The organism is Streptomyces sp. NPDC058231, from assembly GCF_042882275.1.
Taxonomy (GTDB): domain Bacteria; phylum Actinomycetota; class Actinomycetes; order Streptomycetales; family Streptomycetaceae; genus Streptomyces.
This window is the reverse complement of sequence record NZ_JBHVWN010000023.1, coordinates 83,830-103,711: the sequence shown is the minus strand read 5'-3', so window position 1 is coordinate 103,711 and position 19,882 is coordinate 83,830. Positions and strand designations below refer to the sequence as shown.

The following is a 19,882-nucleotide window of genomic DNA, read 5'->3' as shown; positions in this document are numbered from 1 at the left end:
GGGAGCACGTGCTCCCGGGCCCTTCGCCGTGCGCCGGCGCCGGCACCGGCCGGACGACTGCCGTCTCAGGACGTCTTGAGCGCGGCGGCCATCTCCGCCAGCCGCTCCGGCGACGCCGATCCGGTGACGACCGTGGTGGAACCCTTGTCGCGGCGCACCAGGGCGTCGTACTTCGGGCCCTTCCACTGCTGCCACGTCTCGCCGGCGACCTGCTGCGTGCGTCCGGTGTCCCTCGCGTCCTGGCTGACCTCGGACACATACTTCTTCGCCGATGACGTCGACTGCTCCACCGCGACGTACTTGCCGTCGGGGTCGAGGAAGCCCAGGTGCCAGCCGGCCCCCGCCTGGCTCTCGTAACTGACCGAGGTCGGCTTCCACCGCGCGGAGAGTCCGGCCGGAGCGGCCACCGGGTACGGCGCGGCGCGCCGGGCCGTCAGAAGCTCCACCCGGTAGTCGACCGCCTTGACCGGGTTGGCCTTGTCGTCGTGCGGTACGAAAATGTAGACGAGTCCCGCGATGGCCGAGATGACCGCCATCGACAGGAACATGTCCCGCACCGTCTGCTTGCCTCGCTTGCTTGCCACGGTCCCATGGTCGCATCACGTCCGGCGGGCCCGACCGAGGGGCAGGAGGAAGGAGTGACCGCCCTGTCATCCGCTCAAACGTGACCCGGCCTGCTCATTTTGTCGGTCTGGCGATAGAGTCACAGCACCCTCTTCCGGTCGTCGTCGTACAGAAAGGTGCGCTCCGATGTCCGAGCATCATCTGCCGTCCCAGCTAGAGGTCTCTCCGGAGGCCCCCGACCGCAACCTGGCCCTGGAGCTGGTCCGGGTCACCGAGGCCGCCGCCATGGCCGCCGGGCGGTGGGTCGGCCGCGGCGACAAGATCGGCGCCGACGGCGCCGCAGTGAAGGCCATGCGGACCCTCGTCTCCACCGTCTCGATGAACGGCGTCGTCGTCATCGGTGAGGGCGAGAAGGACGAGGCCCCGATGCTGTTCAACGGCGAGCGGGTCGGTGACGGCACCGGTCCCGAGGTCGACATCGCCGTGGACCCGATCGACGGCACGACCCTGAACGCCAAGGGCATGCCGAACGCGATCGCCGTGCTGGCCGCCGCGGACCGCGGCACCATGTTCGACCCGTCCGCGGTCTTCTACATGGACAAGCTGGTCACCGGCCCCGAGGCCGCCGACTTCGTCGACATCAACGCGCCGGTGTCGGTGAACATCCGCCGGGTCGCGAAGGCGAAGAACTCCACCCCCGAGGACGTCACCGTCGTCGTCCTGGACCGGCCGCGCCACGAAGGCATCGTCAAGGAGATCCGGGAGACCGGCGCCCGCATCAAGTTCATCACCGACGGTGATGTGGCCGGCTCGATCATGGCCGCCCGCGAGGGCACCGGGGTGGATCTGCTGATGGGCATCGGCGGCACCCCCGAGGGCATCATCTCGGCGTGCGCCATAAAGTGCCTCGGCGGTGTCATCCAGGGCAAGCTCTGGCCGAAGGACGAGGCGGAGCGGCAGCGCGCCCTGGACGCCGGCCACGACCTGGACCGGGTGCTGTCCACGGACGACCTGGTCAGCGGGGACAACGTGTTCTTCGTCGCGACCGGCATCACCGACGGTGAACTGATGCGCGGCGTGCGGTACCGCAGCGAGACGGCGACCACCGAGTCGATCGTCATGCGCTCGAAGTCCGGCACGATCCGCAAGATCGACTCGACCCACCGGCTGTCGAAGCTGCGCGCGTACAGCGCGATCGACTTCGACCGCGCCAAGTAGGCCGCACGGACCCGCGCGAGCGGACCCGGACCGGCCGGAAGAACGCGAAGAGGCGCCCCCCTGTGCGGTGGGGGCGCCTCTTCGCGTCGGCGGGGCATGCCCCCCGCCGTCCGCGGGAGCGCGTCCCGGCCCATCGGCAGGGGTGGTGGCCGTCCCGGTCCCGGCGGGGTCGCTCCGCGCGGTCCCGGCGAAGCCGGCCGGTCAGCCGGCGGCGGCGATGTGTCCGGTCGGGGCGGCGGTCTTGAGCTCCACCTCGCGGCGTCTGCGGCGGGCGAGCACCACACGGCGTTCGGCGGCGGTGAGGCCGCCCCACACCCCGTACGGCTCGGGTTGCATCAAGGCGTGTTCCCTGCACTCGATCATCACCGGACAGCGCGCACAGACCCGCTTCGCGGACTCCTCGCGGGAGAGTCGGGCAGCAGTCGGCTCCTTCGACGGGGCGAAGAACAGGCCGGCTTCGTCCCGGCGGCACACCGCCTCCGAGTGCCAGGGGCCACCCTGATCCTCCCGAGCAGGGACATGCTGGGAAGGGACGGCGGCGACCTGCCGGGGCTGAGGCGGGAGTTGCAGCACGGTCTACTCCTGACGACGGCTTCGCGAGCGAGAGACGATGCAGCAGTCCCTACCCGTTGTGCGCGCGCCTATGCACCGGGTGGCACTGAGTTCCGGGCGGCGAAATTGTGGTCGATCAGGAATATGGCCGGATTCGGCGCGGCACGGGTCGCCTCGGTTCAGCGGCCGAGATGTTTGCGCAGCTGGTTGTGGAGATCCGTAATCAGTTTCCCGCGCTTCGGCTTCGCTTCGACGCTGCCGAAGAGCGAATAGCCGTTGACGATGACCACTGGTGCTTCCGGGTCCGCGGATTCCAGCGTGACCACTTCGAAATTTCCGAAGACGCCCGTTCCGCTGCCGCGCAGCGAGATGTTCTCCGGGACCTTGATGTCGACGCTCCCGAAGATGGATGTCGCGTTGATGACGGTGAGCCTCTGACCGAAAAGCGCCTCGGTCAGATCGATCTCCACGCTGCCGAAGAGCGAGAAGGCGTTCGTGCGTCCGCCGACCCGCCAACGACCCCTCCGGGTGGAGCTGCTGAAGATCGCCACCAGGTTGTCGGCGGGGCCCGCGGGGTTCTCGGAGCCGGGCCCGTACGGCGCGGCAGGTGACGGGCGAGGGGCGCCGCCGGGGACCGGCAGATCCCGTACGAGCGGTTCGAGTTCACCGACGGTCCTGGCCCGGTAGACCGCGTCGACCCGCTCGGCGTGCTCCTCGGCGGTCAGCCGGCCCTCGGCCATGCCGTCGCGCAGGATGTCCGCGATCCGGTCACGGTCCGCGTCGGAGGCGCGGATGCCGACGGGCGCGGGCTGCTCCGCCGGGGCGGCCGACTGCTGGGGGTGCTTTTCGAGGTCCACCGGCCCAGCGTACCCAAACGCGATAGATCGCGACTAGGGTCTTTCCCCTCCGGAGCCCGGCGCGATCCGGACCGCGGGCCCCGGTTCCCGCCCCGCCGCCCCTCGCGGATCGGTCCACGGCGTGCGGCGCCGCCCCTCGCAGGGCAGGGAATCGCCCTCGATCGGGCCCACTCGGGCGCCTGCGGCGTGAGAGCGGCCGCCGGGACGGAGCGGCCCGCGCGGAGCCGGTGCGGACGGAGCGGGACAGCCCCTCACGGGCCGGGCCGGGTGGTGCGCGGCGGGGGCGCCGTGCGCGTCGGACTGAGCCTTACCTCACAGCTTCGGCGCCCTCACGACGTTCTACCCTGGTGGATGCGCTGTCCAAGGGAGGCCAGCCGCTGTCGCCGAGTGAGGAATGGCCGTAATGCCAGAGTTTGCGTACTCCGATCTGCTCCCCCTGGGAGAGGACACCACGCCGTACCGGCTGGTGACCGCCGAGGGCGTCTCGACCTTCGAGGCCGACGGCCGTACGTTCCTCAAGGTCGAACCGGAGGCCCTGCGCACGCTGGCCGCCGAGGCGATGCACGACATCTCGCACTACCTGCGCCCCGCGCACCTGGCCCAGCTGCGGCGGATCGTCGACGACCCCGAGGCGTCGTCCAACGACAAGTTCGTCGCGCTCGACCTGCTGAAGAACGCGAACATCGCTGCCGCGGGCGTCCTCCCGATGTGCCAGGACACCGGAACCGCGATCGTGATGGGCAAGCGCGGCCAGAACGTGCTGACTTCGGGTGGTGACGAGGAGGCTTTGTCGCACGGCATCTTCGACGCGTACACCAAGCTCAACCTGCGCTACTCGCAGATGGCTCCGCTCACCATGTGGGAGGAGAAGAACACCGGATCGAACCTCCCGGCGCAGATCGAGCTGTACGCGACCGACGGCGGCGCGTACAAGTTCCTCTTCATGGCGAAGGGCGGCGGTTCGGCCAACAAGTCGTTCCTCTTCCAGGAGACGAAGGCCGTCCTGAACGAGGCCTCCATGATGAAGTTCCTGGAGGAGAAGATCCGTTCGCTGGGCACCGCGGCCTGCCCGCCGTACCACCTGGCGATCGTGGTCGGCGGCACGTCGGCCGAGTTCGCGCTGAAGACCGCGAAGTACGCCTCCGCGCACTACCTGGACGAGCTGCCCGCCGAGGGCTCCCCGACCGGTCACGGCTTCCGCGACAAGGAGCTGGAGGAGAAGGTCTTCGAGCTGACGCAGAAGATCGGGATCGGCGCCCAGTTCGGCGGCAAGTACTTCTGCCACGACGTGCGTGTGGTCCGTCTGCCCCGGCACGGCGCCTCGCTTCCCGTCGCGATCGCCGTGTCCTGCTCGGCGGACCGCCAGGCCACCGCGAAGATCACCGCCGAGGGTGTCTTCCTGGAGCAGTTGGAGAAGGACCCGGCGCGCTTCCTGCCGGACACCACGGACGAGCACCTGGACGAGGCGGGCGACGTCGTCCGGATCGACCTGAACCGGCCGATGGACGACATCCTCGCCGAGCTGACCAAGTACCCGGTCAAGACCCGGCTCTCGCTGACCGGCCCGCTGGTGGTGGCGCGCGACATCGCGCACGCCAAGATCAAGGAGCGGCTGGACGCGGGCGAGGAGATGCCGCAGTACCTGAAGGACCACCCGGTGTACTACGCCGGTCCGGCGAAGACGCCCGAGGGGTACGCCTCCGGTTCCTTCGGCCCGACGACGGCCGGGCGCATGGACAGCTATGTCGCACAGTTCCAGGCGGCCGGCGGCTCCAAGGTGATGCTCGCCAAGGGCAACCGGTCCAAGCAGGTCACGGACGCGTGCGACGCGCACGGCGGTTTCTACCTCGGTTCGATCGGCGGGCCGGCGGCCCGGCTGGCACAGGACTGCATCAAGAAGGTCGAGGTCGTCGAGTACGAGGAGCTCGGCATGGAAGCGGTCTGGAGGATCGAGGTCGAGGACTTCCCCGCGTTCGTCGTCGTCGACGACAAGGGCAACGACTTCTTCACCGAGCCCGCTCCGGCGCCGACGTTCACCAGCATCCCGGTGCGGGGTCCCGGTCTCGCCTGACCGGCGGAATGCGCGCGGCTGCGGGGGCGTCACGGTTTCGGCCGGGGCGCCCCCGCGGTGCGTGCGTGGACCCCGGGCGTGGTCCGCGCGGGTGCGCCGCACTCCGTCAGGAGTCGAGCAGACCCGAGGTGGCGAGCAGATAGCCCAGCTGCGCACGGCTGTTGCTACCCAGCTGCTCCGAGACCTTCCGCATGTGCTCGGCGACGCTGCGGCGGCTCATGCCGAGCCTGCGGGCGATCGACGCGTCCGTCTCACCGCCGACGACCGCCAGCAGGATGGTGCGCTGGAGGTCGGACGTGATGGCGGAGGGGCGCAGCGGCGCGGCCTCCGGCCGGACCGGGACCGAGCGGCCCCAGGCGTGGTCGAAGTGCCGGATCAACAGGCTCACCAGGGCCGGGTGCTGGACCCGCAGCGCCGTGTGCGGGTCCTCGGGCACCGGGACGAACGCGACCTCGCGGTCGCAGACGATGACCCGGTCGACGACCTCGGCGAGCGTGCGTACCTCGGCGCCGGCCGCGGTGACCTGTTCGATGTACGAGAGCGTCGCGCGGTGCGAGCGGACGGTGTGCTGGTAGATGGTGCGCTGCCGCACTCCGCGCCGGAGCATCTCCAGGTCGCGCGAGAGCGCCTCGCCCAGGACGTGCGAGGGCCGGCCACCGCCCGGCTGCGCGGTGCGCAGCTCCTCCCGGCAGCTGCCGACGGCCGCGTCAAGTGCCTTGCTGATGACGGCTCTTCCTGCGAGCCGGGTGAGGACGGGCCGTTCCGGCCGGCGCACATCCGCGTACAGCCCCTCGAACACGGCGAGGGCGGCGCGGGTGGCACGCAGCTTGCGGCGCTGCCCGACGATCGCCTCCTCGATGGACCCGAGCGCGGCGAAGGAAGCGGTCTCCGGCGGCACGGGGATCAGGGAACCCGGGGCGTCGCTGTCCTCCACGACCAGGTGCAGCGCGCGCAGGCACCCGGGCGCATCGGCCTCCGGCAGACTGCCCTGCAGCAGCGCGCGGCGATAGACCGCCAGGGCCGTCTCACAGGGACGGTCCGGCGGCGATTTGCGGCAATCACATGCCCGTGGGCGGGAATGATCGTCCCTCACAACTATGCAGATTACATTTGTACGAACGGGCCGGCAGCCGGGGCCGTGACTGCTCGGCGAGTATGTCCGGGTGACGCCCGGAACCGACCACAGCACCAGCCATTCGGCCGACCCGTCGGACAACTCGGCGCGCGGCGAACGCCGTTATCGATTCCTCGTCGCCGGATATGCCGTCTCTTCGTACGGCACGTTCCTCAATATGGTGGCGCTCAATCTGTACGTCTATGAGACGACGGGCCGGGCGATCGCCCTGGGGCTGTTCATGGCCGTTCGGCTGGGGTCCGGCTTTGTCGCCGGTCTGACGGCCGGCACCCTGCTCGCGCGTTTCACCGCCAAAGCCGTCATGCTCTGGACGAACGCGGCTCAGGCCGCGGTGATGGTGCTGCTGATCCTCGCACCGGACGGACTGCGGAAAGCGGCCCTCATGGCCGTTTCCCTCGTGGTGGGCGGCTGCGGGACGCTCTTCATGGTGGCCCTGCGCAGCTCCATTCCCGAGATGGTGGGGGAGGAGCGCCGGGGGTGGGCCAACTCCCTTTCCATCACCGGGCGTTCGCTGGCGATGGTGGCCGGTTTCGCCTCGGCGGGTGTAGTGGTGTCGCTGGTCGGGTACACCGCCGCGTTCGGGGTGGACATGGCCACCTTCGTGCTCTGCGCCGTGACGGTGGCGCTGCTGCCGATCACGGGCGGGGGCGGGGCGGACCGGGGCGCGGCGGCGGAGGGCCGGCCCGCACGGCGGCGGACGCCGGTGGCGTTCGCCGCGCTTGCGGCCGCACCCGGCCTCGGTCTGATGGTGGCCTTGCGAGGGGTGGACGCCTTCGGGTCGTCGTCCCACAACGCGGCGCTGCCGGTCTACTCCGCGGGACTCGACGCCTCGCGCCCCGCCGTGTTCGTCAGCGCCTTCTGGTGCCTGTGGGCGCTGGGGAACGTTGCCGCCCAGCAGGTGATCCAGCGGTACGCGCAGCGCACCGGGCGGTCGGTCGGCGCGCTGGGCTTCGGCGGCGGCACGATCGTGATGTCCGGGGCGTTCATCCTCGCGTTCGCGGGGTTCCCGCTGGTGGCGACGGGGGCGATCGCGCTGGTCGCGGGCGCCGCCGACGGGCTCACGGAGGTCTCGTACACCTCGCATCTGCAGACGCTCTCCGCCGGACTGCGCGGTCACGCCTTCGGGCTCTCCGCGACCTTCGAGAATCTGGGCTTCGGAGTCGGAATGGTGCTGGTGGCGGCGGCGCTCGACCGCTACAGCCCGCTGACCGTCGTCGGCTGGTCCCACGGAGCCGCCATTCTCGTCGCGCTGGCGTTCCTGCTCCGGCTCGCGGTGCTGCGCAAGGGGAGCCGACTGCGGCGAGGGGCGGGATTCAGCCAATCTTGAGACCGGTTGCCGCCCGCCCATGCTCCGTGCCGGGGCGCGGACGGGCGGCGCGCCGGACCGGGTGCCGCTGTCCCCGCCTCCCGGCGATCCCTCCGGCCCCGGTGCGGGGCGCGCCCGTCCCGCACCGCCGCTTTCGCGCAGCGGGCCGCGGCCCGGGCTTGCGCCGCGCCGGAACCGTACGAAGGGTGGGCGCCCCGGAGCACACCGCCGAGTCCGCTCCGTCTCCACCCCGCACCACCACCCTCACCCTCGAAGCCGAACACCGGAAAGGCGGACGCCGTATGACGCCGGCCACCCACCGCAGCCACACCGACGACCTGCTCTCCTTCATCAACGCCGGCCCGTCCCCGTACCACGTGGTGGCGAGCGCCGCCCAGCGCCTGGAGAAGGCCGGCTTCCGTGAGTTGCGGGGCACGGACGACTGGACGGGCACGACCGGCGGCAGCTTCATCACCCGTGGCGGCGCCCTGATCGCCTGGTACGTCCCCGAGGACGCCCCGCCCCGCACGCCGTTCCGGATCATCGGCACGCACACCGATTCACCGAACCTGCGGATCAAGCCCAGCCCCGACACCGGCTCGGCGGGCTGGCGCCAGATCGCCGTGGAGATCTACGGCGGGGTTCCGCTCAACACCTGGCTCGACCGCGATCTGGGGATCTCCGGGCGGCTCGCGCTGCGCGGCCCCGGCGGCACGACCACGACGCGGCTGGTCCGGATCGACGAACCGCTGCTGCGCGTACCGCAGCTGGCGATCCACCTGGACCGGTCCGTCAACGACGGGCTCGCCCTCGACCGGCAGCGCCACCTCGCCCCGCTGTGGTCGCTGGGCGCGCCCGAGGAGGGTGCGCTGCTGCGCCGGGTGGCCGCGGCGGCCGAGGTGGATCCGGCCGGGGTACTGGGCTGGGATCTGATGCTGCACGACATCCAGCCGCCCGGATACCTGGGCGTGGAGCGGGAGTTCGTGGTCGCCTCACGGCTGGACAACCTGGTCTCGGTGCACGCGGGCGTCACCGCCCTGACCGATGTGTCGACGGGCGTCGACCGTCCCTCGTACATTCCCGTCCTGGCGGCCTTCGACCACGAGGAGGTCGGCAGCGGCTCGGAGACGGGTGCGCAGAGCCCGCTGCTGGAGAGGGTCCTGGGCCGGTCGGTCACCGCGCGCGGGGGCGGCTCGGAGGACTGGTCGCGCGCACTGTCGGGAGCGTTCTGCGTCTCCGCCGACATGGCGCACGCGGTCCACCCGAACTACGCGGAGCGGCACGATCCGGACCACCACGCGCTGCCCAACGGCGGTCCGACGGTCAAGGTCAACGTCAATCAGCGGTACGCCACCGACAGCGCCGGCCTGGCCCTGTTCGCGTCGGCGTGCGAGCGGGCGGGTGTGCCGTGGCAGCCGTTCGTCTCGAACAACGCCATGCCGTGCGGCACCTCGATCGGCCCGTTGACCGCGGCCCGGCTGGGGGTCCCGACGGTCGACGTGGGGGTGCCGGGGCTGTCCATGCACTCGGCACGGGAGCTCTGCGGGGCGGACGATCCGGGCCACCTGGCCGCCGCCCTGCGGGCCTTCCTGGGCGAGGCCGTGCACCTCTGAGCGATCCGTGGGGGCGGGCCCGCGCTCGCGGCCGCCCACCCCCACGTGACGCCGCCCGGTCCCGCCGGCCGCCGGGGGCACGGTGCGGCGGGCCCAGGCGAAACGCCGCTTCGCCGTGCCGTCGCACGCCCGCGGTTTCAGCCGTACCGCTCCGCCCGCCGACGACGGTGTTCCCGGCGTGCGCGCCGGAGCAGGCGACGGGGTACGTGACGCGGGCCGTGGTCCCGGCGCGGTGGACGGCGGAGTCCGGCGAGCGGTGGCGCCCGTGGCCGGGGCCGTTCGTGCCCGCCGCGTACGTGCCGGCAGTCTCGCCCGGGATCTCACCGTCGCCGAGAGGATCAGCGCGGTCCTGCGCCCGGAGCGCGCACTCGGCGGGGCTGCCGTACAGCCGGGTGGCCTCCGCGGCGCGGATGGCCCCGAGCTCGGGCCGCAGGGGGGTGGATGCGGTAGTGGTGGTACCGGACCGGGCCGCCAGGGAGCCGAACGCCGCTGCCGACGCGGCGGCCGCGGCCGTGCGGCGAAGTCGGTGCCGGGTGCGCCTCCTTGCGCCTCCCCGGCCGGTGGGTACCCCGGTATCCACCGGCCGGTGGGCGGCAGGAATACACGGAACAGGACAAGTGCTCAACTTTTTCAGGAGGTTGTACCGACATGGACGACGCACAGAACCCGGCGGGCGGCAGCGCGGACGGCGAGGGCTACCGCATCGAGCACGACTCGATGGGTGAGGTGAAGGTCCCCGCGCACGCCCGGTGGCGGGCCCAGACGCAGCGCGCCGTGGAGAACTTCCCGATCTCCGGGCAGCGCCTGGAACGGGCACACATCGAGGCCCTGGCCCGGATCAAGGCGGCGGCCGCGAAGGTCAACGCCGAGCTGAAGGTGCTCGACCCGGACATCGCCGCCGCGATCCAGGACGCGGCCGCCGAGGTCGCCGAGGGCCGCTGGGACGCGCACTTCCCGATCGATGTCTTCCAGACCGGCTCCGGCACGTCCTCCAACATGAACACCAACGAGGTCGTGGCCACCCTCGCCACCGAGCGTCTGGGCCGCGACGTCCACCCCAACGACCACGTCAACGCCTCGCAGTCGTCCAACGACGTGTTCCCCTCCTCCATCCACATCGCCGCGACCGCCGCCGTGACCGGCGAACTGATCCCGGCGCTGGACCATCTCGCGGCCGCCCTGGAGCGCAAGTCCGTCGAGTTCGCGGCGGTCGTGAAATCGGGGCGCACCCATCTGATGGACGCCACGCCGGTGACCCTGGGGCAGGAGTTCGGCGGCTACGCGGCGCAGATCCGGTACGGCATCGAGCGGCTGTACGCCTCGCTGCCGCGCCTCGCCGAGCTGCCGCTGGGCGGCACCGCCGTCGGGACCGGTATCAACACCCCACCCGGCTTCTCCGCCGCCGTGATCGCCGAGGTCGCCCGCGTCACCGGGCTGCCGCTGACCGAGGCCCGTGACCACTTCGAGGCACAGGGCGCGCGGGACGGTCTCGTCGAGACCTCCGGCCAGCTCCGCACGATCGCCGTCTCGCTGACCAAGATCTCCAACGATCTGCGCTGGATGGCCTCCGGCCCGCGCACCGGACTGGCCGAGATCAGCCTTCCCGACCTCCAGCCGGGCTCGTCGATCATGCCGGGGAAGGTGAATCCGGTCATTCCGGAGGCTGTGCTGATGGTCGCGGCGCAGGTCATGGGGAACGACGCGACGGTCGCCGTCGCCGGCGCGGCAGGCAATTTCGAACTCAATGTGATGCTTCCGGTCATCGCGAAGAACCTGCTGGAGTCGGTCCGGCTGCTCGCCAACGTCTCGCGGCTGCTGGCGGACCGCACGGTCGACGGCATCACCGCGAACGAGGAGCGCGCCAGGGAGTACGCGGAGTCCTCGCCGTCCGTCGTCACCCCGCTGAACAAGTACATCGGTTACGAGGAGGCGGCGAAGGTCGCCAAGAAGTCCCTCGCCGAGCGGCGGACCATCCGCGAGGTGGTGCTGGCCTCGGGATACGTGGAGCGCGGCGACCTCACGGTGGAACAGCTCGACGAGGCGCTGGACGTGTTGCGTATGACCCGCCCGTGACGTGGATCGCAGCGACGGGACGGCCGCATCCCTAAGATCCTTCCATGGCAGGTACCGGATACACCGAACCCGGAGAAGTCGAGCCCCCGGAGACCGCGTTCTGGGCGCCGGGTGATCAGATCCTGTGGCGCTACCGCGGCAACGGTCCGCGGTCGCCCGGACATGCGCCCAGCCCGGTGCACATCTGCCGCCCCGTCACGGTGGTAGAGGACACCGCCGAGTTGCTCGCCGTGTGGATGGCTCCCGGCACCGAATGTGTCAGACCGGTCCTCGCCGACGGCACCGACGTGCACGCCGAGCCGCTTGCCACCCGGTACACCGCGCCCCGCACCACCGCGCGTTCCACCTGGTTCGGCACCGGCGTGCTGAAACTCGCCCGGCCCGGTGAGCCCTGGTCGGTGTGGCTGTTCTGGGACCGTGGCTGGAGCTTCCGGAACTGGTACGTGAACCTGGAGGAACCGCGTACCCGCTGGGCGGGCGGCATCGACTCCGAGGACCACTTCCTCGACATCGCCGTCAACCCCGACCGCAGCTGGCGCTGGCTGGACGAGGACGAGTTCGCCCAGGCGCAGCGGGTCGGGCTGATGGACCGGGACACCGCCCGGCAGGTACGGGAGGCGGGCCTCGCGGCCGTCGGCGTGATCGACTCCTGGGGGGCTCCGTTCCGCGACGGCTGGGAGAACTGGCGGCCCGATCCGCGGTGGCGCGTTCCCGCGCTGCCGGATGACTGGGACCGTACGCCCTCGCATATGCCGTCGTGAGACCCTTGATGCACCCCAGGGGGGCAAACGTAGGATCGTCCTCCGGAGGGCTGCTCCGCTTCAACCGGCGGACGCGGCACCGGACCTGACCACATGTCAACGCACGAGTTGCACGATCTTCATGAGCCGCATCAGTTGCATGAGTCGCAAGAGCCGCATGGACCACGACGAGGGGGTGGAGACGTGCACGCTGCCCGCCGCCCGCACGCCGGAAACGTTGTCACCGGCCCACCTCGCGGACACATGGTTTCGGCCCCGCCGAGCGGGGCATGCGGTGACAGCCGTTGTCATCGCCGCTCTTGCCGGGGCACAGTGGCGCCCCACAAGGTGATTGCCTCATACAACCGGCCCGGACGGACGGAACCCCACGCGTGACGGAGCATCCCACCTCCCACGAAGGACGGCAGCCGCTCGCCGCCCGGTCGCAGGAACGCGCCCGGCCGCGGCAGCAGGATGCCGCACCGCAGGCCGCCCCTGCCGCCGCGGCGATCCCCGGGCCGGCCCCGGCCCCCGGCACCGGTGCGAGTCCCGCGGCGATCCCCGGCCCCGCCGGCGTGCCGGACACGGCCACGGCCACGGCTCCGCCCACCGCCACGACCGGGCCGGACCCGCAGACGACGGCCCGCCGCGAGGGCGACCGGCTGCGGTTCGTGGGCGCCGCGACCCGCCGGATCGCCCGCGGCATAGACCTGGACGAGATCGTCCTCGGCCTGTGCCGGGCCAGCGTGCCGACGTTCTCCGACGCCATACTCGTCTACCTCCGCGACCCGCTCCCGGTCGGCGACGAGCGCCCCGTCGCCCCGTTCGTGCTGCGGCTGCGCCGCTCCGACCGGCTGCGTTTAAGCGACGACGAGGGCGATCTCTCCAGCGAGACCGAGCGGCTGCGGCTGCCCGCCCTCGACCCGCACGCCGATCTGATGCCCGCGGCCGAGCTCTGCGAGGTCCAGGCGGGCGGCGCGCTCGCCGAGGTGCTGCGCGGGGTACGGCCCGTCTTCGGGGACTCCGCGGCGGCCCGTGTCGCCCTTCCGGAGCTGCTCGGCGCCGGCGGCACCGTGCCCTCCGGTCACCGGGCGATCCTCGCCCCGCTGCGCGGCCGCCGACGGGTGATCGGCGCCGCCGTCTTCCTGCGCGGGACCGAGCGGCCCCCCTTCGAGGCCAACGATCTGCTGGTCGCCGCGCAACTGGCGACCCACACCGCGCTCGGTATCGACAAGGCCGTGCTGTACGGGCGTGAGGCGTACATCGCCGACGAGCTGCAGCGCACCATGCTGCCCGACTCACTGCCGCAGCCGACCGGCGTCCGGCTCGCCTCCCGCTATCTGCCGGCCGCCGAGACGGCCCGGGTCGGCGGCGACTGGTACGACGCGATCCCGCTGCCGGGCAGCCGGGTCGCCCTGGTCGTCGGCGACGTCATGGGTCACTCCATGACCTCCGCGGCGATCATGGGTCAGCTGCGCACCACCGCGCAGACCCTCGCCGGGCTCGACCTGCCTCCGCAGGAGGTGCTGCACCACCTCGACGAGCAGGCGCAAAGGCTCGGCAGCGACCGCATGGCGACCTGCCTGTACGCCGTGTACGACCCGGTCGCGCACCGGATCACCATCGCCAACGCCGGGCACCCGCCGCCCGTGCTGCTCCATCTGGGCGGCCGGGCCGAGGTGCTGCGGGTCCCGCCCGGCGCCCCGATCGGCGTCGGCGGGGTGGACTTCGAGGCCGTCGAGCTGGACGCGCCCGCGGGGGCCACGCTCCTGCTGTACACCGACGGTCTGGTGGAGTCCCGGCTGCGGGACGTCTGGACCGGGATCGAGCAGCTGCGCGAACGGCTCGCCGCCACCGCACGGCTCACCGGACCGGACCACTCGCCGCCGCTGGAGGCGCTCTGCGACGACGTGCTCGACATGCTCGGCCCGGGCGACCGGGACGACGACATCGCGCTGCTCGCCGCCCGGTTCGACGGGATCGCGCCGAGCGATGTCGCGTACTGGTTCCTGGAGCCGGAGGACTCCGCCCCCGGGCGGGCGCGCCGGCTGGCCCGCAGGGCGCTCAGCCGGTGGGGTCTGGACGATCTCGCGGACTCGGTGGAACTGCTGGTCAGCGAGGTGGTCACCAACGCCGTGCGGTATGCGGAGCGGCCCGTGACCCTGCGGCTGCTGCGGACCGACATCCTGCGCTGCGAGGTCGGTGACGACGCACCGCAGCTGCCCCGGCAGCGCCGGGCCCGTGACATGGACGAGGGCGGCCGCGGGCTGTTCCTGGTGAACCGGCTGGCCCGGCGGTGGGGCGCGACCCGGCTGTCGACCGGCAAGGTGGTCTGGTTCGAGATGCCGACCCGCGGACAGTGACGCCGCACCGGATCCACCGAAGCTGAATTTGGACAAGTCGACACGATCTCCACATGTTGCCGTCCTCCCGTCGTCGGAGTTGACTTCAGTCGTGACCGGGCGCCGCCTGGGCGAACCGACTGACACCCCGTACCGACGGGAGGACGCTCGTGACCGAGGAAACCAAGAACACGCCTTACACCACGAACAACGCCGGGATCCCGGTGGAGAGCGACGAACATTCGCTCACCGTCGGATCCGACGGCCCGATCCTGCTCCAGGACCACTACCTCATCGAGAAGATGGCCCAGTTCAACCGTGAACGGGTCCCTGAACGCGTGGTCCACGCCAAGGGCTCCGGGGCCTACGGCACCTTCGTCGTGACCAACGACGTCAGCCAGTTCACCAAGGCGGACCTCTTCCAACCGGGCAAGCAGACCGCCATGCTCGCCCGCTTCTCCACGGTCGCCGGTGAACAGGGCTCCCCCGACACCTGGCGCGACCCCCGCGGTTTCGCGTTGAAGTTCTACACGGAGCAGGGCAACTACGACATGGTCGGCAACAACACGCCGGTCTTCTTCGTACGGGACCCGATGAAGTTCCAGGACTTCATCCGCTCGCAGAAGCGCCGTCCGGACAGCGCGGTACGCGACCACGACATGCAGTGGGACTTCTGGACGCTCTCCCCCGAGTCCGCGCACATGGTGACGTGGCTGATGGGCGACCGGGGCATCCCGAAGACGTACCGCCACATGAACGGCTACAGCTCGCACACCTATATGTGGGTGAACGCGGGCGGCGAGCGGTTCTGGGTCAAGTACCGCTTCAAGACGGACCAGGGCATCGACTTCTACCCCCAGGCCGAGGCCGACGAGATGGCGGGCGTCGACGGTGACGTCCACCGCCGTGACCTGTTCGAGTCGATCAAGCGCGGTGACCACCCGAGCTGGACGCTGTACGTCCAGGTCATGCCGTTCGACGATGCGCCTGACTACCGGTTCAACCCGTTCGACCTCACGAAGGTGTGGCCGCACGGCGACTACCCGGAGATCGAAGTCGGTCGGATGACGCTGAACGAGAACCCCGAGGACTTCTTCGTCCACATCGAGCAGTCGTCCTTCGAGCCGTCCAACCTGGTGCCCGGCATCGGTCCGTCGCCCGACAAGATGCTGCTCGGCCGGCTCTTCTCGTACCCCGACACCCACCGGTACCGGATCGGACCGAACTACGCGCAGCTGCCGCCGAACCGCCCCCGCTTCGGCCGGAACTCGTACGCGAAGGACGGCCCCATGCGGTACGAGCCGGCGCGTACGGGAGCGGTCTACGCACCGAACTCGTACGGCGGGCCCGCCGCGGACACCGAGCGCTTCGGCGACCCCGCGGGCTGGGCCACGGCGGGCGAGATGGTGCACGAGGCGTACAAGCTGCACAGCGAGGACGACGACTGGGGCCAGGCCGGCACCATGGTCCGCAAGGTCCTCGACGACAGTGCGCGCGAGCGGCTCGTGTCGAACATTTCCGGCCATCTGCTGGACGGCGTGAGCCGCCCGGTCCTGGAGCGGGCGCTGCAGTACTGGCGCAACGTGGACAAGGACCTCGGCGACCGGATCGCGAAGCAGGTCGACGGCGGCTGACCGCGGGCGCCGGGCATACGGCGAAGGGTGCCACGGATCGGATCCGTGGCACCCTCGCCATGACGGCCGCGGGCCGGGTCAGCCCCGCAGGCCGCGTGAGCCGTTGTCCTGCTTGTCGCCCGCCGGGTTCAGCGGGGCCTCCGCGGTGTCCGTCGGGTCCGGGACGGTCGGCAGTCCGGTCGACGTGTCGGAGGGCTCGGGGTCCGGCGACGTCGACGGGGGCGGGCTCTCCGCCGGCGGCTCGGACGACGGCGCCTCGCTGGAGGGCTCCTCCGACGGGCTGGCCTCTTCCGACGGCTCGTCGCTCGGACTCGATGTCACCGACGGCGTCGGGGCGACGGCCGCGCCCATGTCGGTGTCGAGGTCGAACTTCACGGCCTCGCTGGTCTCCTTGAACATGAAGTCGGCCCAGATCTCGGCCGGGAAGCTGCCTCCGTTGACGCGGCCGCCGCCCGCGGCGCCCTTCATGGTGACCTGCGAGCCCTTCAGGATCCGCTTGCCGTCGACCCCCTTGTGGGTCTCGGCGGCCTCACCGAACAGTCCGACCGAGGTGACGAGCTTCGGCGTGTAGCCGGTGAACCAGGCCGACTTGTTGTCGTCCGAGGTACCCGTCTTGCCGGCCACCTGCTGGCCGCGCCGGCCCGGGGCGTCGCGCACCGAGACACGGGCCGTGCCGTCGTCGACCACACCCGTCAGCACCGAGGTCACCGAGTCCGCGGCCTGCCGGCTGATCACCTGCTCGCCGATCGGGTCGGGCAGCGCGATCGGGGCGCCGCCGTCCCGGGTGGCGGACTTCACGATCGTCGGGGTGACCTTCTTGCCGTGGTTGTCGAGCGTCGCGTAGATCCCGGCCATCTCCATGGGGCTCGCGCCCATCGAGCCGAGGGTCTGCGCGGGCACCACCGGCAGGCCCTTGACGTCCATGCCCAGCTTGCCCGCCATCTGCATCACGGTGTCCATGTGGACGTCCACGCCCATCTGCGCGAAGACGGAGTTGATGGACTTGTTCATCGCCGTCTGCACGGTGACCTGGCCGTAACTCGCTTCGTCCTCGTTCGGCGGCGCGAACGCGATGTCGCTTCCCACGACCGGCCGACGGTTGCGCCCGTCGTAGCGGGTGTTGGCGTTGATCGGCTGCCCGTCCCGCGTCTGGGCCTCCTCGTCGAGCGCCGCGGCGAAGATGATCGGCTTGAAGGTGGAAGCGGGCTGGTAGTCGCGCCGGGTGGCGTTCGACGTCCAGTGCTCGGTCAGACCGGTACCGCCGTAGAGGGCGACGACCCCGCCCGTCTTCGGATCCACCGAGACCGCGCCGGCCTGTACGTCCTTGTCCACGTCACGGCGCTTCAGGTCGAGCTTGCTCGTCAGCCGGTCCTTGACGGACTTCTCCAGCTGCTCCTGCTTCTTCTTGTCGATGGTGACGGTGATGGTCCAGCCGCCGGCGTCGAACTGCGCGTCGCTGAGATGCTGCTGCTTCTGCACCACGGCCCGCGCCGCGTTGACGATGTAGCCCTTCTGGCCGGTGAGGCCGTCCGGGGGCTTGGGGGCGTGCGGCGTCGGGAAGCTCAGGCCCTGGCGCTTGCCGGCGTCCAGCCAGTTCTCCTCGACCATGTTGTTCAGTACGTAGGCCCAGCGCTCCTTGACCAGCCGCTTGCCCCTGGGCGTGGCGACGGCCCAGTCGTACTGGCTGGGTGCCTGCAGCAGCGCCGCGAGGTAGGCGCCCTCGTTGACGTCCAGCTCCTTGGCGTCCTTGCCGTAGTACGCCTGGGCGGCGGCCTGGATGCCGTAGGCGCCGCGCCCGTAGTAGCTGGTGTTGATGTACCCGGCAAGGATGTCTTCCTTGCTCTTCTGCTGGTCGACCTTGAGGGAGATCACCAGCTCCTTGAGCTTGCGGGTGACCGTCTGGTCCTGGTCGAGGTAGTAGTTCTTGACGTACTGCTGGGTGATGGTCGAGCCACCCTGCTTGCCCTTGCCGGAGATCGTGTTGATCAGGCCGCGCGCGGTGCCCTTGAAGTCGACACCCTTGTCCGTGTAGAAGGACTTGTTCTCCGCTGCGACGAAGGTTCGCTGAACGTCCCTGGGGACCTGCGAGAGACCCACTATCTCGCGGTTGACCTTGCCGGTGCGAGCCAGCACGGTGCCGTCGGGGTACTTGTAGACGTTGCTCTGCAGCTTCGCCTGGGCGTTCCCGACGGGCACGTCCACCATCGCGTAGAGCACGATGAACGTGCCCATGCCCAGCAGGCAGAGTCCGAAGAACGTGCCCAGCAGCTTCTTCCAGGTGAAGAGTCTGCGTATGCCGCCACTCCCGTTGGCCCGCCGCGCACCGCGCCGCTGGGCTCGTCGCGCATCCGCTCGCCCCATCGCTGTGTTGCTCCTGTTTCTCTGCTCGGCCGGATTCCCCTCAGCCAAGCCAGCTAACACCGTCGGCAAGGACAAAAAGCAATCGATCCGGTCTTTTACGGACGTGACAATCAGCACCCGTTCCCTAAGGAACCGACTCACGAGAGGCACGCATGGTTGCGAAAACAGCTAATCTGATATCAGATTGATCTCACACGCGTTGCCACACGATCAGGGGGATCCCATGTCCGACAAGACCGCTCCGCACATCGATCCGGTGCCCGAGATGCCCGCACCGCAGGTCCGGGAGAGCGTGGCCCACTCCATCCCCGGGGGCCTCGGCCTGCTTCTGACCGTGGTCGGTGTGTTCCTCGGCGTCGGTCTGGCGATCGTCGGCGGCATCCTGGGTGCCCACGGGCACGACGGGGCGGGCATCCCGCTCGTCGTCGTCGGGATACTCCTCGCCATCGCCTCGCTCTTCTGCATGAGCGGCGTCAAGATGGTGGCGCCCGGCGAGGCCCGTGTGATCCAGCTCTTCGGCCGGTACGTCGGAACGATCCGCGCCGACGGACTGCGCTGGGTCAACCCGCTGACCAGCAGTCGCAAGATCTCCACCCGGGTCCGTAACCACGAGACCGCGGCCCTCAAGGTCAACGACGCCTACGGCAACCCGATCGAGCTCGCCGCGATCGTCGTCTGGAAGGTCGAGGACACCGCACAGGCTCTCTTCGAGGTCGACGACTTCCGGAAGTTCGTGGCCACGCAGACCGAGTCGGCCGTCCGCCACATCGCGATCGAGTACCCGTACGACGCCCACGACGAGGGCGGCCTGTCGCTGCGCGGCAACGCCGACGAGATCACCGAGAAGCTGGCCGTCGAGCTCACCGCCCGGGTGCGGGCCGCCGGCGTACGCATCATCGAGTCCCGTTTCAGCCACCTTGCGTACGCCCCCGAGATCGCCTCCGCGATGCTCCAGCGCCAGCAGGCGGGCGCGGTGGTCGCGGCACGTCAGCAGATCGTCGAGGGCGCGGTCGGCATGGTCGAGATGGCACTGGCCCGGATCGCCGAACAGGACATCGTCGAACTCGACCCGGAACGGAAGGCGGCCATGGTCAGCAATCTGATGGTGGTGCTGTGCGGTGACCGTGCGGTGCAGCCGGTACTGAACACGGGAACGCTCTACCAGTGACGGAGAAACCCGCTCGCAAGCAGGTGCTCCTGCGACTCGACCCCGCGGTGCACGACGCGGTGGCCCGCTGGGCGTCGGACGAGCTGCGCAGTGCGAACGCGCAGATCGAGTTCCTGCTGCGCAGGGCGCTGGCGGAGGCGGGCCGCCTGCCGCGCGCGGCAGGCCCCCCGCCCCGCCGGGGCCGTCCCCCGAAGCCCCCGGCGGAATAGCCGGCGGCCCGGGCGGGGCGGCGCCCGCCTCGCGGCGGA

At 70.7% G+C, this 19,882-nt stretch carries 15 protein-coding genes; 10 read left to right on the top strand and 5 right to left on the bottom strand.

Translation table 11 applies throughout. The annotated features are described in order from the left end of the window. Window positions 1-65: 65 nt before the first annotated feature. Window positions 66-584 carry a DUF4245 domain-containing protein gene (locus ACFVXE_RS18095; protein ID WP_389672127.1) on the bottom strand — a complete coding sequence of 173 codons (519 nt, stop codon included), beginning with the start codon at window positions 582-584 and terminating at the stop codon, window positions 66-68. Window positions 585-750: 166 nt separating this feature from the next. Here ACFVXE_RS18095 and glpX point away from each other — a divergent pair, with 166 nt between their 5' ends. Next, complete coding sequence (gene glpX / locus ACFVXE_RS18090; RefSeq protein ID WP_389672126.1) at window positions 751-1,782, top strand: class II fructose-bisphosphatase; 1,032 nt, start codon at window positions 751-753, stop codon at window positions 1,780-1,782. A 201-nt stretch (window positions 1,783-1,983) separates the two neighbouring features. Here the strand turns inward: glpX and ACFVXE_RS18085 are convergent, their stop codons facing one another. Both ACFVXE_RS18085 and ACFVXE_RS18080 read right to left on the bottom strand, forming a co-directional pair. Beyond that, window positions 1,984-2,355, bottom strand: coding sequence for a WhiB family transcriptional regulator (locus tag ACFVXE_RS18085; protein ID WP_389672125.1), 372 nt, complete (start codon window positions 2,353-2,355; stop codon window positions 1,984-1,986). Between the two features lie 158 nt (window positions 2,356-2,513). Beyond that, window positions 2,514-3,191, bottom strand: coding sequence for a DUF1707 domain-containing protein (locus ACFVXE_RS18080; protein ID WP_389672124.1), 678 nt, complete (start codon window positions 3,189-3,191; stop codon window positions 2,514-2,516). A 403-nt stretch (window positions 3,192-3,594) separates the two neighbouring features. On the opposite strand from ACFVXE_RS18080, the gene ACFVXE_RS18075 reads away from it, so the two are divergent. Further along, window positions 3,595-5,262, top strand: a complete 1,668-nt coding sequence (locus ACFVXE_RS18075; RefSeq protein WP_037688689.1) for a FumA C-terminus/TtdB family hydratase beta subunit — start codon at window positions 3,595-3,597, stop codon at window positions 5,260-5,262. Between the two features lie 106 nt (window positions 5,263-5,368). On the opposite strand, the gene ACFVXE_RS18070 is transcribed toward ACFVXE_RS18075, so the two are convergent. Continuing rightward, a complete protein-coding gene (locus ACFVXE_RS18070) occupies window positions 5,369-6,355 on the bottom strand; it encodes a LuxR C-terminal-related transcriptional regulator (RefSeq protein WP_389672123.1) in 987 nt (328 codons plus the stop codon). A gap of 199 nt (window positions 6,356-6,554) precedes the next feature. On the opposite strand from ACFVXE_RS18070, the gene ACFVXE_RS18065 reads away from it, so the two are divergent. The 6 genes from ACFVXE_RS18065 to ACFVXE_RS18040 all read left to right on the top strand — a co-directional run bounded on the left by ACFVXE_RS18065 (window position 6,555) and on the right by ACFVXE_RS18040 (window position 16,105). Beyond that, window positions 6,555-7,724, top strand: coding sequence for an MFS transporter (locus tag ACFVXE_RS18065; protein WP_389672130.1), 1,170 nt, complete (start codon window positions 6,555-6,557; stop codon window positions 7,722-7,724). 281 nt (window positions 7,725-8,005) lie between these two features. Further along, the gene (locus tag ACFVXE_RS18060) at window positions 8,006-9,316 is read left to right on the top strand and encodes a M18 family aminopeptidase (protein WP_389672122.1); all 1,311 of its coding nucleotides are present in this window, start codon (window positions 8,006-8,008) and stop codon (window positions 9,314-9,316) included. Window positions 9,317-9,964: 648 nt separating this feature from the next. Beyond that, a complete protein-coding gene (locus ACFVXE_RS18055; RefSeq protein WP_389672121.1) occupies window positions 9,965-11,389 on the top strand; it encodes a class II fumarate hydratase in 1,425 nt (474 codons plus the stop codon). A 44-nt stretch (window positions 11,390-11,433) separates the two neighbouring features. Continuing rightward, window positions 11,434-12,150, top strand: a complete 717-nt coding sequence (locus ACFVXE_RS18050; protein ID WP_389672120.1) for a DUF402 domain-containing protein — start codon at window positions 11,434-11,436, stop codon at window positions 12,148-12,150. Between the two features lie 371 nt (window positions 12,151-12,521). After that, window positions 12,522-14,492 (top strand): SpoIIE family protein phosphatase, encoded by a 1,971-nt coding sequence (locus tag ACFVXE_RS18045; protein ID WP_389672119.1) that lies wholly within the window; start codon window positions 12,522-12,524, stop codon window positions 14,490-14,492. 149 nt (window positions 14,493-14,641) lie between these two features. Beyond that, entirely contained in the window at window positions 14,642-16,105 is a 1,464-nt protein-coding gene (locus ACFVXE_RS18040; RefSeq protein WP_389672118.1) for a catalase, read from the top strand. Between the two features lie 78 nt (window positions 16,106-16,183). Here ACFVXE_RS18040 and ACFVXE_RS18035 read toward each other — a convergent pair whose 3' ends face one another. Continuing rightward, window positions 16,184-18,466, bottom strand: a complete 2,283-nt coding sequence (locus ACFVXE_RS18035) for a transglycosylase domain-containing protein (protein WP_389672117.1) — start codon at window positions 18,464-18,466, stop codon at window positions 16,184-16,186. 223 nt (window positions 18,467-18,689) lie between these two features. Here ACFVXE_RS18035 and ACFVXE_RS18030 point away from each other — a divergent pair, with 223 nt between their 5' ends. Together ACFVXE_RS18030 and ACFVXE_RS18025 are read left to right on the top strand one after the other, a co-directional pair. Continuing rightward, entirely contained in the window at window positions 18,690-19,634 is a 945-nt protein-coding gene (locus ACFVXE_RS18030) for an SPFH domain-containing protein (RefSeq protein WP_389672116.1), read from the top strand. Next, window positions 19,631-19,843, top strand: coding sequence for a hypothetical protein (locus tag ACFVXE_RS18025; protein ID WP_389672115.1), 213 nt, complete (start codon window positions 19,631-19,633; stop codon window positions 19,841-19,843). Before ACFVXE_RS18030 ends, ACFVXE_RS18025 begins: the two co-directional genes overlap by 4 nt. Window positions 19,844-19,882 lie beyond the last annotated feature (39 nt).

What these genes read in the sequence shown, in the direction of transcription:
- ACFVXE_RS18060 (WP_389672122.1), top strand. Translation starts at nt 8,006, where the DNA reads ATGACGCCGGCCACCCACCGCAGCCACACCGACGACCTGCTCTCCTTC.
- ACFVXE_RS18050 (WP_389672120.1), top strand. Translation starts at nt 11,434, where the DNA reads ATGGCAGGTACCGGATACACCGAACCCGGAGAAGTCGAGCCCCCGGAG.
- ACFVXE_RS18035 (WP_389672117.1), bottom strand. Translation starts at nt 18,466, where the DNA reads ATGGGGCGAGCGGATGCGCGACGAGCCCAGCGGCGCGGTGCGCGGCGG.
- ACFVXE_RS18030 (WP_389672116.1), top strand. Translation starts at nt 18,690, where the DNA reads ATGTCCGACAAGACCGCTCCGCACATCGATCCGGTGCCCGAGATGCCC.
- ACFVXE_RS18055 (WP_389672121.1), top strand. Translation starts at nt 9,965, where the DNA reads ATGGACGACGCACAGAACCCGGCGGGCGGCAGCGCGGACGGCGAGGGC.
- ACFVXE_RS18065 (WP_389672130.1), top strand. Translation starts at nt 6,555, where the DNA reads ATGGTGGCGCTCAATCTGTACGTCTATGAGACGACGGGCCGGGCGATC.
- ACFVXE_RS18075 (WP_037688689.1), top strand. Translation starts at nt 3,595, where the DNA reads ATGCCAGAGTTTGCGTACTCCGATCTGCTCCCCCTGGGAGAGGACACC.
- glpX (WP_389672126.1), top strand. Translation starts at nt 751, where the DNA reads ATGTCCGAGCATCATCTGCCGTCCCAGCTAGAGGTCTCTCCGGAGGCC.